Source organism: Arthrobacter sp. E3, assembly GCF_017353415.1.
Classification (GTDB): Bacteria; Actinomycetota; Actinomycetes; order Actinomycetales; family Micrococcaceae; genus Specibacter.
Window position 1 is genome coordinate 1 of the sequence record NZ_JAFMPX010000019.1, and the last position, 13,343, is coordinate 13,343.

General features: G+C 63.4%; 9 protein-coding genes. All 9 read right to left on the minus strand.

The genetic code is table 11. From position 1 onward, the window contains the following. On the minus strand, window positions 1-476 hold a 476-nt coding region (locus JMA46_RS09660), incomplete at its 3' end, for a transposase (RefSeq protein ID WP_207345132.1). A 154-nt stretch (window positions 477-630) separates the two neighbouring features. Next, a complete protein-coding gene (pyk, locus tag JMA46_RS09665; protein ID WP_207345133.1) occupies window positions 631-2,112 on the minus strand; it encodes a pyruvate kinase in 1,482 nt (493 codons plus the stop codon). Window positions 2,113-2,180: 68 nt separating this feature from the next. After that, window positions 2,181-3,647 (minus strand): glutamate synthase small subunit, encoded by a 1,467-nt coding sequence (locus JMA46_RS09670; RefSeq protein ID WP_207345134.1) that lies wholly within the window; start codon window positions 3,645-3,647, stop codon window positions 2,181-2,183. Next, window positions 3,640-8,187, minus strand: coding sequence for a glutamate synthase large subunit (gene gltB / locus JMA46_RS09675; RefSeq protein WP_207345181.1), 4,548 nt, complete (start codon window positions 8,185-8,187; stop codon window positions 3,640-3,642). Before gltB ends, JMA46_RS09670 begins: the two co-directional genes overlap by 8 nt. Window positions 8,188-8,736: 549 nt before the next feature. After that, window positions 8,737-9,765, minus strand: coding sequence for a prolipoprotein diacylglyceryl transferase (gene lgt / locus JMA46_RS09680; protein WP_207345135.1), 1,029 nt, complete (start codon window positions 9,763-9,765; stop codon window positions 8,737-8,739). Further along, window positions 9,762-10,610, minus strand: coding sequence for a tryptophan synthase subunit alpha (trpA, locus tag JMA46_RS09685; RefSeq protein ID WP_207345136.1), 849 nt, complete (start codon window positions 10,608-10,610; stop codon window positions 9,762-9,764). The genes lgt and trpA overlap by 4 nt, the downstream gene beginning before the upstream one ends. Further along, on the minus strand, window positions 10,603-12,042 hold the full coding sequence (gene trpB, locus JMA46_RS09690) for a tryptophan synthase subunit beta (protein WP_207345182.1): 1,440 nt from the start codon (window positions 12,040-12,042) through the stop codon (window positions 10,603-10,605). The genes trpA and trpB overlap by 8 nt, the downstream gene beginning before the upstream one ends. 120 nt (window positions 12,043-12,162) lie before the next feature. Continuing rightward, window positions 12,163-12,978, minus strand: a complete 816-nt coding sequence (trpC, locus tag JMA46_RS09695) for an indole-3-glycerol phosphate synthase TrpC (protein WP_207345137.1) — start codon at window positions 12,976-12,978, stop codon at window positions 12,163-12,165. Window positions 12,979-12,980: 2 nt separating this feature from the next. After that, complete coding sequence (locus JMA46_RS09700; RefSeq protein ID WP_207345138.1) at window positions 12,981-13,259, minus strand: HGxxPAAW family protein; 279 nt, start codon at window positions 13,257-13,259, stop codon at window positions 12,981-12,983. Window positions 13,260-13,343: the final 84 nt, after the last annotated feature.

The window sequence follows — 13,343 nt, forward strand, 5'->3', positions numbered from 1 at the left end:
GTGTCCGCACAGGTGTCATCCCAGGACTCGGGGAGGTACAGGCGCCAGTTCAACGGACAGGATGCCGCATCGGTGGCAGCGTGCAGGGACACAGCGATCTGGCAGTTGCCGATCTTCCCCAACGTCCCCGAATATTGGCGTGCGACCCCGGGCGAGGAAGTGCCTTCCTTGGCGAACCCGGTATCGTCAATGACCCACGCCTGAGGGGCGATCAAAGGGATCGCCAGGCCCGCGATCTTGGCTCGGACCGGCTCCACCTCCCACGTCGAGGAAGCCGTGAACTGCTGAAGCTGTTGATGGTCGATGCCCAGGCGCTCGGCCATGGGCTGCAAGGACTTGCGCTGTCCATCGAGCATCAACCCGCGCAGGTACAGACTGGATTTCTCCCGCTGGTCCTTCCTCAACAGGGAAGCAAACATCTCGGCGACAAAGCCCTCAAGCTCCTCTCGCAGCGCCGCGACCTGATCCTGCCTCATACAACAAAATTAACAGATCCCACACAAAATTAAAAGGCCCCCGCACAAGACCTAACAAAGTACTACTAGGCCTCTAACAGCCTCAACCACCGCTTAAACTACGACGGCGGCACCCAATTTGGGTGCCGCCGTCGTACGTTAATCCGTGGCCTGGTTAGTGGGCCAGGGAGCCGCCTCGTCCGCGGCTCAGCGGGAAGCCGCCGGAGTTTTTCACAATGTCAGACTCGTCGCCGACGATGTGCGCCTTGACAAGGTTGGTGGTGCCGGCCTTTCCGGGAGGGGAACCGGCTGCGATGACAACCATGTCGCCCTCGGAAACCAGGCCCTTCTCCAGCAGCGTCAGGTCAACCTGTGCGGTCATGGCGTCAGTGTGCTCCACCATGGGCACCAGCACGGGGATGATGCCCCAAGTCAGCGCCAGCTGGTTGCGCACACTCTCATCCGGGGTGAACGCAAAGACCGTCTTGGACGGGCGCAGTCGCGAGAGGCGCCGTGCCGAGTCACCGGACTGGGTGAACGTGGCGATGTACTTCGCGTCCAGCTGCTGGGCAATCTGCACAGCTGCCGCCGTAATGACGCCGCCGCGGGTCTTCGGCTCCGTGCCGAGGCCGGGAATGCGTGTGAGGCCGTCCTTTTCGGTGGCCTCGATGATGCGGGCCATGGTCTGGACCGTCTCGATCGGGAATGCGCCGACGCTGGTCTCGCCGGAGAGCATGACGGCGTCCGCACCGTCGAGCACGGCGTTGGCGCAGTCGGAGGCCTCGGCGCGCGTGGGGCGCGGGCTTTCGATCATCGATTCGAGCACCTGCGTTGCCACGATGACGGGCTTGGCCCAGCGGCGTGCCATTTCAACACAACGCTTCTGCACCAGCGGCACATCTTCCAAGGGCAGTTCCACGCCGAGGTCGCCACGGGCCACCATGATGGCGTCGAATGCGTTGACAATGGCTTCGAGGTTCTCCACAGCCTGCGGCTTCTCGATCTTGGCGATGACGGGCGCGCGGCGTCCTTCCTCGTCCATGATCTGGTGCACGCGCTCAATATCTGCTGCGTCACGCACAAACGACAGGGCAATCAGGTCCGCGCCACAGGCTAGGGCCCAGCGCAGGTCATCTTCGTCTTTTTCGCTCAGTGCAGGCACGTTCACGGCAACACCAGGCAGGTTGATGCCCTTGTTGTTGGACACCCTGCCCGGAACCGTCACGACCGTGACAACCTTCACGTCGTCAACAGCCGTGGCCTGAACTGAAACCTTGCCGTCGTCGATCAGCATGATGTCGCCAACCTTGACGTCCTCGGTCAGTGACTTCAGCGTGGTGGAGCAGATGTCCTTGGTGCCGGGGACGTCTTCGGTGGTGATGGTGAAGACATCGCCCACGGCCAGGTCGTAACCTTCGCCATTGGCGAAGCGGCCCAAGCGGATCTTCGGGCCCTGCAGGTCCGCCATAATGGCGACCGGCTGGCCCAGTTCAGCAGCGGCACGGCGAACGTTGTCATACGTGTTCTGGTGCACGGTGTAGTCGCCGTGGCTCATGTTCATGCGGGCAACGTTCACACCCGCTTCCAGTACAGCCAAAGTCTTCTCATAGCTGGCGATTGCCGGGCCGAAAGTCGCAACGATTTTTGCGCGTCTCAAAGTACCTACCTCATGTGTGTTTAACAGTAGAAATGTCTAGGGTCTGCCCCCAGCTTATCGTCTTGGCGCTAAACACTGATAGCTGAGTCGCTGGGTGAGACGGGCGCCGGCAGGAACGTCTCCCCCATCAGGAACTTGTCCACCGCCGCAGCACACGCCCGCCCTTCCGCTATGGCCCATACAATCAACGACTGTCCACGCCCGGCATCCCCTGCCGCAAACACGCCGGCACGCCTCGTCATGTAATACCCGTCACGCTCAACATTGGCGCGCGCGTCCCGCTTGACGGGCAGCTGATGCGTCAACTCGGCAGTCTCCGGACCCGTGAAGCCCAGCGCCAGCAGCACCAGATCCGCAGGAATGATCCGCTCCGTCCCTTCCCGCGGCACACGGCGCCCGTCAACGTACTCCGTCTCGGCAATCTTCAGCCCGGTCAGCACGCCGTTCTCGCCCAGGAACTCCACGGTGGAGGCAAGGTAGGTGCGCTCACCGCCTTCCTCATGTGCGCTGGCCACCTCAAACAGGTTCGGGAACGTGGGCCACGGCTGGCCCGCCGTGCGTTCCACCGGCGGCTGCATGCCAATGGCCAGCGTGGTGACGGACGCCGCCTTGTGGCGGTGCGCCGTGCCGAGGCAGTCGGCGCCGGTGTCGCCGCCGCCCAGGATGACCACGTGCTTGCCGCGGGCATCGATCTGCCCCTCTGCTCCACCCACCAGAGCATCGCCGGCCACCGCCTTGTTCGACTGCACCAAGTAATCCATGGCGAAGTGCACCCCGCTCAGCGAGCGGCCGGGGATGGGCAAATCACGCGGCACAGTCGCCCCCGTGCACACCACGACGGCGTCATAGCGCCTGCGCAGCTCCTCCCACCCGATGTCCTTGCCCACTTCGACGCCGGTGCGGAATCGCGTGCCCTCGGCCGTCATTTGCTCCACGCGCCGGTCCACACTCTCCTTCTCCAGCTTGAAATCGGGGATGCCGTAGCGCAGCAGCCCGCCAATCCTGTCCGCGCGCTCATACACGGCCACCGTGTGCCCGGTGCGGGTGAGCTGCTGGGCCGCTGCCAGCCCGGCCGGGCCTGAACCGACGATGGCGACCGTCTTGCCGGTGAGCCTGGCTGGCGGCAGCGGGTGGACCCAATCCTGATCGAAGGCCTCATCGATGATGGAGACCTCCACCTGCTTGATGGTCACGGCGGGCTGATTGATGCCCAGCACGCACGCCGTTTCACAGGGCGCCGGGCAGAGCCGCCCGGTCCACTCGGGGAAGTTATTCGTGGAGTGCAGGCGCTCAATGGCCTCCTGGCCCTTGTCCCGCCACGTGAGGTCGTTCCACTCGGGGATGAGATTTCCCAACGGGCAGCCCTGGTGGCAGAACGGCACGCCACAGTCCATGCAGCGTCCAGCCTGGCCCTGGAGCACGCCCTTGTCCTGGCGCTCATAGACTTCCTTCCAGTCCATGATGCGCACCGGCACGGGGCGCCGGGTCTGCGTGATGCGTTCGCGGTTCTTCAAGAAACCCTGCGGATCAGCCACCGGTGACCTCCAAAATCTTCTGCCAGACGGTTGCCCCGTCCGGATCCTCGCCCAACTCGGCTGCTGCCAAGCGGGTTTCCAAAACTGCTGCATAGTCGCGCGGCAAAACCTTCGTGAACCGTTCCATCGCTGCGGGGAAGTCGGCCAGCAGGGCACCCGCAACCTCCGAGCCCGTCTCTTCGGCGTGCAGGCGCAAAAGCGCGTTGATCATGTCCGTGTCGACGTCGTCGGGCTTCAACAAGGACAGCTCGCCGGATTCCAGGGCACCCTTGTTGACCAGGGTGGGGTCGAGGTCCAGGACGTAGGCTGTGCCACCGGACATGCCGGCGCCGAAGTTGCGGCCGGTGGGCCCTAGAATCAAAGCTTGCCCGCCGGTCATGTACTCGCAGCCGTGATCGCCGATGCCTTCGACGACGGCCGTGGCGCCGGAGTTGCGCACCAGGAACCGCTCCCCCACGAGGCCGCGCAGGAACATTTCCCCGCTGGTGGCGCCGTAGCCGATCACGTTGCCGGCGATGACGTTTTCCGCGGCGGCGAAGCTGTTCTGCCGATCCGGGCGCACCGTGATCCGGCCGCCGGACAGTCCCTTGCCCACGTAGTCGTTGGCGTCGCCGAGCAGGCGCAACGTGATGCCGGCCGGTAGGAACGCGCCGAGCGACTGCCCGGCCTGGCCGGTCAGGGTCACGTCGATGGTGTCCGGGCCGAGCACGTCGATGCCGAATTTCTTCGTCACATGGTGACCCAACATGGTGCCCACCGACCGGTCCGTGTTGACCACGGGAACGCTGATGATGACCGGTGTGCGGTCGCTGAACGCGTCGGCGCTCATGGTGATCAGCTGCTGGTCGAAGTGCTTTTCGAGCTCGTGGTTCTGCGCCTTCATGTTCCGCACGGGAGCGGTAGCCGGAACGCCGGCATCGGACAGGATCGGGGACAGGTCTAGGCCCGCCGTCTTCCAATGGTTCACCGCATCGTGGACATCGAGCAATTGCGACTGCCCCACCGCCTCCTCCAGCGACCTGAAGCCAAGCTGTGCAAGAATTTCGCGTACCTCCTCTGCCAGGAATTCGAAGAAGTTCACCACAAATTCCGGCTTGCCGCTGAAGCGCTGGCGCAGTTCCGGGTTCTGCGTGGCGACACCCACCGGGCACGTGTCCAGATGGCACACGCGCATCATGACGCAGCCGGACACCACCAGCGGGGCCGTGGCGAAACCGTATTCCTCGGCGCCGAGCAGCGCGGCAATAACCACGTCGCGGCCCGTCTTCAGCTGCCCATCCACCTGCACCACCACCCGCTCGCGGAGCCCGTTCAGGCGCAGCGTCTGCTGGGTTTCGGCCAGTCCCAGCTCCCATGGCATGCCGGCATGCTTGAGCGAGTTCAGCGGGCTGGCGCCGGTGCCGCCGTCGTGCCCGGAAACCAGTACGACGTCGGCCTTGGCCTTGGTCACGCCGGCGGCCACTGTGCCGATGCCCATCTCGGAGACGAGCTTGACGTGGACGCGGGCGCTGGGGTTGGCCCGCTTGCAGTCGTAGATGAGCTGGGCCAGGTCCTCGATGGAGTAGATGTCATGGTGCGGCGGCGGGGAGATCAGGCCCACGCCCGGGGTGGAGTGCCGGGTTTCTGCGATCCACGGATAGACCTTCTTGGCCAGCAGCTGGCCGCCCTCCCCCGGTTTGGCGCCCTGGGCCATCTTGATCTGGATGTCCTGCGCCTTCGTCAGGTACAGGCTGGTGACGCCGAAGCGGCCCGAGGCCACCTGCTTGATGGCGCTGCACCGCTCCGGGTCAAGGAGGCGTTCAACGTCCTCGCCACCCTCACCCGTGTTGGACTTGGCACCGAGCCGGTTCATGGCGATGGCGAGCGTCTGGTGGGCTTCGGCCGAGATGGAGCCGTAGCTCATGGCGCCGGTGGAGAAGCGCTTGACGATGCTGCTGACAGGCTCCACCTCCTCCAGCGGGACGGGTGGGCGCTGGCCATCCTTGAATGCGAGCAGGCCGCGGAACGTCATGAGCTTGTTGGCCTGGTCGTCGATCCCCTGCGTGTACTTCTTGAAGATGTCGTAGCGGCGTTCCCGGGTGGCGTGCTGGAGGCGGAAGACGGTGTCCGGGTTGAACAGATGAGGTTCGCCGTCGCGGCGCCACTGGTATTCGCCGCCGCCCAGCAGGGGGCGGTGCGGAACGTCCACGCCGTCCACGGGGTAGGCCAGGATGTGCCGTGCCGAGACCTCCTTGGCGATGACCTCCAGCCCCACGCCGCCGAGCTGGCTGACGGTGCCTGAGAAGTACTCATCCACCAAGTCCTGGGATAGTCCCAACGCTTCGAACGTTTGCGCGCCGCAGTAGGAGGACACGGTGGAGATGCCCATCTTGGACATGATCTTCAAAACGCCCTTGCCCAGGCCCTTGATGAGGTGGTGGACACCCTCCTCGGGGGTGACGCCGGTGACGTCGCCGTTGCGGATCAGTTCCTCCACGCTCTCCATGGCCAGGTAGGGGTTGATGGCTGCCGCGCCGTAGCCCACCAGCACGGCGACATGATGGACTTCGCGGACGTCTCCGGCCTCCACTACGAGGGAGACCTTCGTGCGGTTGGCGCTGCGCAGCAGGTGGTGGTGCACGGCGCTCAGGAGCAACAGCGACGGGATGGGCGCCCACACGGCTGAGGAGTCCCTGTCGGAGAGCACCACGTACTGGACGCCACGGTTGATGGCTCCGGAAACCTGCTCACAGATTTCGGTGAGGCGGGAGCGCAAGGCGCCCTCTCCGCCGTCGACCTTGTATAAGCCGCGCACCTTCATGGCGATGTGATTGCCCTCGGAATCCTCCATGTTGGCGATCTTGGCGAGGTCGTCGTTGTCGATCACGGGGAAGGTCAGTGCGAGCTGCGGGGCCTTGACTTTGCTGCGTGAGAGCAGGTTGCCCTGGGGGCCGATGGTGGTGTTGAGCGAGGTGACGAGTTCCTCGCGGATGGCGTCCAACGGAGGGTTGGTGACCTGGGCGAACTGCTGTACGAAGTAGTCAAAGAGCAGGCGCGGGCGCTTGGACAACACGGCGACGGGCGTGTCGGTTCCCATGGCGCCGATGGGTTCGGCACCGGTTTTGGCCATCGGGCCGAGCAGGATCCGCAGTTCTTCGGTGGTGTAGCCGAAGGTGCGCTGGCGGTGGACCACCGAGGCACTGGTGTGGACCACGTGCTCACGCTCGGGCAGCTCCGCGAGCCGGATGGTGTTTTCCTTCGCCCACGACGCGTAGGGGTTGGCTGCTGCCGCCTGGTTCTTGACGTCCTCGTCGCTGACGATCACACCCTTGTCCGTGTCCACCAGGAACATGGTGCCGGGGGCCACGCGCCCCTTCTGCACGATGCTGACAGGGTCCAGTTCCAGCACGCCGACCTCCGAGGCCAGCACCACCAGGCCGTCGTCGGCCACCCAGTAGCGGGCCGGGCGCAGGCCGTTGCGGTCCAGGGTTGCCCCGACGAGTGTGCCGTCGGTGAAGGAGACGGCGGCCGGACCATCCCACGGCTCCATGAGCAGGGAGTTGTATTCGTAAAAGGCCTTGCGTGCCGGGTCCATGGTGGCGTGGTTTTCCCAGGCTTCCGGGATCATCATCATGACGGCTTCGGTGATGGGGCGCCCGGAGATCCACAGCAGCTCGGCAACCTCGTCGAAGGACGCCGAATCCGAGGCGCCCGGCGTGCAGATCGGGAACAGCTCCTCCGGTGTGTCGCCGAGGAGGCGGTGCGCCATGGTGGACTGGCGGGCGCGCATCCAGTTGCGGTTGCCCTTGACGGTATTTATTTCACCGTTGTGGGCAATGGCGCGGAACGGCTGGGCCAGCGGCCAGGACGGGAACGTGTTCGTGGAGAAGCGGGAGTGGACCACGGCCAGCTTGGTGGCAAAGCGCGGGTCTGAGAGGTCCGGGTAGAACGGTTCCAGCTGCGCAGTGGTCAGCATGCCCTTGTAGACGATGGTCTTGGAGGAGAACGACGGGAAGTACACGCCGAACTTTTGCTGGGCGCGCTTGCGGAGCCTGAAGGCCTTGGCGTCAAGCTCATTGGCCTGGGTTGGTTCCAAGGGCGTTTCCGGCTCGGTTGCCAAAGCCACGAACAGTTGGCTGAAGTGCGGCATGCAGGCCCGTGCACTGGCGCCCACCAACTCGGCAACCACGGGAACCTCGCGCCAACCGAGGACCATCAGGCCCTCTGCTTCGGCAAGTGCTTCCAGGCCGGCTTTTGCCGTGGCGAGTCCTGGCTTGTCTGCGGGCAGGAACGCCGTGCCCGTGGCGTAGGTGCCTAGCGCGGGAAGATCAAAGGCAGTGGCGGCGCGGAAGAACTCATCCGGGAGCTGGGTCAGGATGCCTGCGCCGTCTCCTGTTCCCTCGTCGGCTCCGACGGCGCCACGGTGTTCGAGGTTGCGCAGTGCCACGAGGGCCTTTTGCACAATGTCATGCCCTGGGGTACCGCGCAGTGTGGCCACGACGGCCAGGCCACAGGCGTCCTTTTCGTTTTCGGGACGGTACAGGCCGGCCTGTGCAGGCATTGAGGCAAAGCGGGTGAAGGGCGAGATGGCCTGCGGCTGGTGTGGGTCGCTTGCATGTGTTCCAGTCACGACTGTGAGGTCCTTCCCCTGGTGGATGAATTGAGTGGGGACGGCGTCGGCCCGTGATGGTTGGGACAGAGGTCCGTCTCAACCGAATGATTGCTGCTTGCCTTCGTTTCTAGAACTGTTCCCCAGTAGTGCATCTGCACAATGACAGTAACTTTCACTGGAGGAACGTCTTTCAAGGCGTGCTTTACTCTATAACCACGGCTCGGAGTGGAGTGCGCGAATCTTACAATATGAACTGATATGAATGATCAGTAATAAATTCACATATATGAGCGCCTCAACCTCCCTATCTACCGGCTTCTAGGCGCCGCTTCCATGGTCCTCCTACCCATAAACGCACTTTGTCCGCTCATGCGTAGGCTGGGAAGCACGCATAAGGAGCCAAGATGCGGTTATGCGGCAGGGTGCAAGAAAAGGGTGGTCCCGGATATCCGGGACCACCCTTTTCTTGCGCCTCAACGCACTTCTTGAACCGAGGAGTCAGGCCTGTGTGTCGTTGGTATCCTTCGTGCCGTGATCGACCGTCGTGGTGCCTTTATTGTGGGATTTCGAATGCTTGCTGTCCGCGTCTCCGGCGGAAGCGGCATCCTCGGAAACTGCAACCACGGGAGCGGGTTCGGGCCCGGCCAGGTACACCGATTCGTCATCCTTGCCGCGGCGGGCGTAGGTGATGACTAGGAACAGGATCAAGGCTGCTACAAATACGATGATGCTAGTCCACACGTTCAGGCGGGTAGTGATGCCAAAGAACGTGATCTGCTCGGCGGCGTCGATCCGCAGCATTTCGATCCAGACGCGCCCTGCCGTATAAATCATGGCGTAGAGCAGGAACAGGCGGCCGCTGCGTAGGCGGAACTTCCGGTCAATGAGCAACAGGGCTGCCACTCCGAGCAGATTCCAGACGCACTCGTAGAGGAAGGTGGGGTGGAACAACGTGTCGGGGCTGAACCCTGTCGGCACAAACTGGGGTGAAACACTCAGGCCCCATGGCAGTGTGGTTGGCCCACCAAAGAGTTCCTGGTTGAAGTAGTTGCCCCAGCGGCCAATGGCCTGGGCCAGCAAGATGCCCGGTGCTGCGGCGTCGATAAATGCTGAAATCTTCACACCCGCGCGTCGGCAGCCAATCCAGGCGCCGACGACGCCGAGCACCACGGCACCCCAAATCCCCAATCCACCGAGCCAAATTTGCGGGATGAGGGCCAGGTTGCCCGTGCCGTCATATCCCGGACCGAAGTACAGATCGGGCGAGGAGAACACGTGATACAGACGGCCGCCAATGATGCCAAAGGGAATGGCCCAGATGGCGATGTCCCAGATGGACCCTTCGGGCCCGCCCCGACGCTTCCAACGGCGGTCCGTCAGCCAGATCGCGGCGATGATGCCCAACAGTATGCACAGCGCATAGGCGTGAATGCGCAGAGGCCCAATGTCAAAGCCGGACCAGGTTGGCGCCGGAATGGCAGCCCCCAAAGCCCCGACTAGGGCTTGTGGTGCGAGTGCAGAAATCACAGAGTGGCCTCTGCATCCGCCGGAGCGTCAAAGCCCGAGCTCAGTTCCTTGGCCAGGGCACCAACTGCTTCAACTCCGCCGTCGCGCAACGCAGCAACAAGCGCCGTACCAACAATGACACCGTCGGCGTAGGCAGCAATTTCGCGCACATGCTTGGCCTGTGAAACACCCAGGCCAACGCACGCACGTTCCGCTCCCGCGGCATGAGCTGCCGCCACGACCGATTCAGCCGCACTCGAAACAGATGAACGCGCGCCCGTGACGCCCATGACGGACACGGCATAGACAAAACCGCGGGTAGCCCTGACAGTCATGTCCACACGTTCCGGCGTTGACGACGGCGCCACCAGGAATACCCGGTCCAGGCCATACTTATCAGATGCGGCGAACCACTCGGCTGCCTCGTCCGGAATCAAGTCCGGAGTGATCAGGCCAGCGCCGCCAGCCTCGGCAAGCCTGCGGGCAAACTCATCCACGCCCAGGCGCATCACAGGGTTCCAGTACGTCATCACCATGACGGCGGCATCCGTTTCAGCCGTGATGGCAGCCACGATATCAAAGACGTCGGTCACGTGAAACCCATTGGCCAGCGCCTCGACTGTGGCCGCTTGGATGACCGCGCCGTCCATGACCGGATCAGAATAGGGAATCCCGATCTCAATAATGTCGGCACCGTTGCGGGCCACCGCGATGGCTGCATCAATGGAGGCCTGCTTGTTCGGGAAACCGGCAGGCAGGTAGGCTATCAGGGCTTTGCGCCCCGCGGCCTTGGCTTTGTCAATGGCAGCGGCCGACTTGCTTTCAAAAACTGCCGGTGCGGCGCCGACTTTAGTGCTCTCACTCATGGCTGGAATCCTTCGTGTTGCTGTCTGCACTGTCGACGCCCGCACTACCGGCGCCCGCTGCGTGGGCATGGCCCTTGGCGTTTCGGGTGGAAAGGGTGGTGCCCTTCACGTGCCCGTCTTCATCCAACATGCCAAACCAGTCGGCGGCGGTTTCCACGTCCTTGTCACCGCGACCGGAAAGGTTCACGATGATGACCACATCTTCCGGCTTCTCGGCGTCAGCCACGAGCCGGTGGCCAACCTTCAAGGCGCCAGCCAAAGCGTGCGAGGACTCGATGGCTGGAATGATGCCTTCGGTGCGGCACAGCAGTTTGAACGCATCCATGGCTTCAGTGTCGGTAATGGGCTCATAGGTGACCCGCCCGATGTCATGCAGGTAGGAGTGCTCCGGGCCGACGCCCGGGTAGTCAAGCCCTGCCGAGATGGAGTGCGACTCGATGGTCTGCCCATCCTCGTCCTGCATCAGGTAGGAGCGCGCGCCGTGCAGCACGCCGGGGCGGCCCAGGGTGATGGTGGCTGCGTGGCGGCCGGTGTCGACGCCGTCGCCGCCTGCCTCAAAGCCGTACATCTTCACTGAGGCGTCATCGAGAAAACCGTGGAACAGGCCGATGGCGTTAGAGCCACCGCCAATGCAGGCGCATACGGCGTCGGGCAGGCGGCCTACCTGGTCAAGGATCTGGCCGCGGGCTTCCTGTCCAATGACTTCGTGGAAGAACCGCACCATGGCCGGGAACGGGTGTGCCCCAGACACGGTTCCCAGCATGTAGTGGGTGTTTTCCACGTTCGCCACCCAGTCGCGCAGGGCGTCATTGATGGCGTCCTTAAGCGTCTGTGAACCGTTTGTCACGGGCACCACGGTGGCACCGAGAAGTTGCATGCGCGCCACATTCAAAGCTTGGCGGCGGCAGTCCTCAGCACCCATGTACACAACGCACTCCAGGCCCAGCAGGGCTGCTGCGGTGGCACTGGCCACGCCGTGCTGCCCGGCTCCGGTCTCGGCGATGATGCGGGTCTTGCCCATGCGCTTGGCCAGCAGGGCCTGGCCCAGGACGTTGTTGATTTTGTGGGACCCGGTGTGGTTCAGGTCCTCGCGTTTGAGGAAGATGCGGGCTCCGCCGGCGTGCTCACTGAAACGCTTGGCCTCCGTCAACAGGGAAGGCCGGCCCGAGTAATTCGTGTTCAGATCAGCGATCTCGGCGAGGAAATCCGGGTCGAGCTTCGCCTTTTCAAAGGTCTCTTCAAGCTCATCCAGCGCCGCAATGAGCGACTCCGGCATCCACCGCCCTCCGTAGCTGCCAAAATACGGCCCGGGGGCGTGCCGCAGCGAATGCTCCGGTGCCGAGCCGGCTGGGACGCCGCCCTGCAGGAATGCTGTTGCCGGATCCACCATGTCGGCGGGATCCTGAGACGAAGCTGCTGGCACATGGGCCATCAGTTCCACCGTCCTGTTCTTCAATAGTTGTGCACTAATTTATCTGTGGGCGAGCCGTCTCGGGGCAGAAACGCCTCTTGCGATGAAAAAAAGCTTGCACGCTGACGTGCAAGCCCTTCTTTAGCGCGGGTTGTTTTCCAGCGCCCCAGCTGCCTTGAATTCGCCAATCCGCTCCTGCGGCGTTGAGTCCTTCACCAGAGCTTCGCCCACCAAGATGGCGTGGGCCCCATGACTGCTGTAATGCCGAACGTCGTCGACGTCCCGGACGCCGGACTCCGCCACCACAATGGGCCCGGCGGGAATGCCTCCAGCCAACGCAGCAAACACGCCCCGGTCCACGTCGAGTGTTTTCAAGTTGCGCACGTTGATGCCGATGATTTTGGCGCCAACGGCCACGGCACGCCCAATTTCCTCCGCGGTGTGGGTTTCAACGATCGCGTTCATGCCCAGCTGGTGGGTCAAGTCAAGAAAGCTGCGCAACTGCTCGTCATCCAACGCGGCGACGATCAGCAGGACCACGTCCGCACCGTGGGCACGGGCTTCCCAGATCATGTACTCGTCGCACGTGAAATCCTTACGCAGCACGGGGATGTCCACGGCTGCCCGCACAGCGTCCAAGTCCGCCAGGGAACCACTGAAGCGCCGTTCCTCGGTCAGGACGCTGATAACGGAAGCTCCGCCGTCGCGGTATTGCACTGCAAGAGCTGCAGGATCGGTGATCCCGGCAAGATCCCCCTTGGAGGGGCTGCGGCGCTTCACCTCGGCGATGACCTTCAGGTCCCCGCGCACGGCGGCATCCCCGCCCAGAGCCGCCCAAGCGTCGAGCGCCGGAGCTGCCAGACGGGCACGGTCCTGAACTTCAGCCAAGCTCACCAGTTGCTGGCGCGCATGCATGTCCTCCCGGACACCGGCAATGATGTCCAGCAAAACACTCATTATTAGTGGCCGTCGTTCTTCAGCTTGCTGCCGCCCACGCCGTAGCCTGCGTACTTCATGATGCCGCCGAGGATGAGGCCGATCGCAATGATGCCCACACCGCCGATCCAGAACAACAGGGTTGCACTTTCGCCGATGAGGAAGGCGATGCAACCGACGATGGTTCCAACCAGCATGACTGCCACGGCGGTCCATGCTGCCGGGCTGTTGCCGTGACCCAATTCAATGCTGTGGTCGACGGGCCCTTGCACGGTAACGTCTACGGACGACTTGTTGCTCATGGTGAATCTCCCTATTAAACGCGGATACTGAAATACATTCTGCCATTAGTTGCCCAAGTACGCGTAAAGCCATTGCACTCCTTG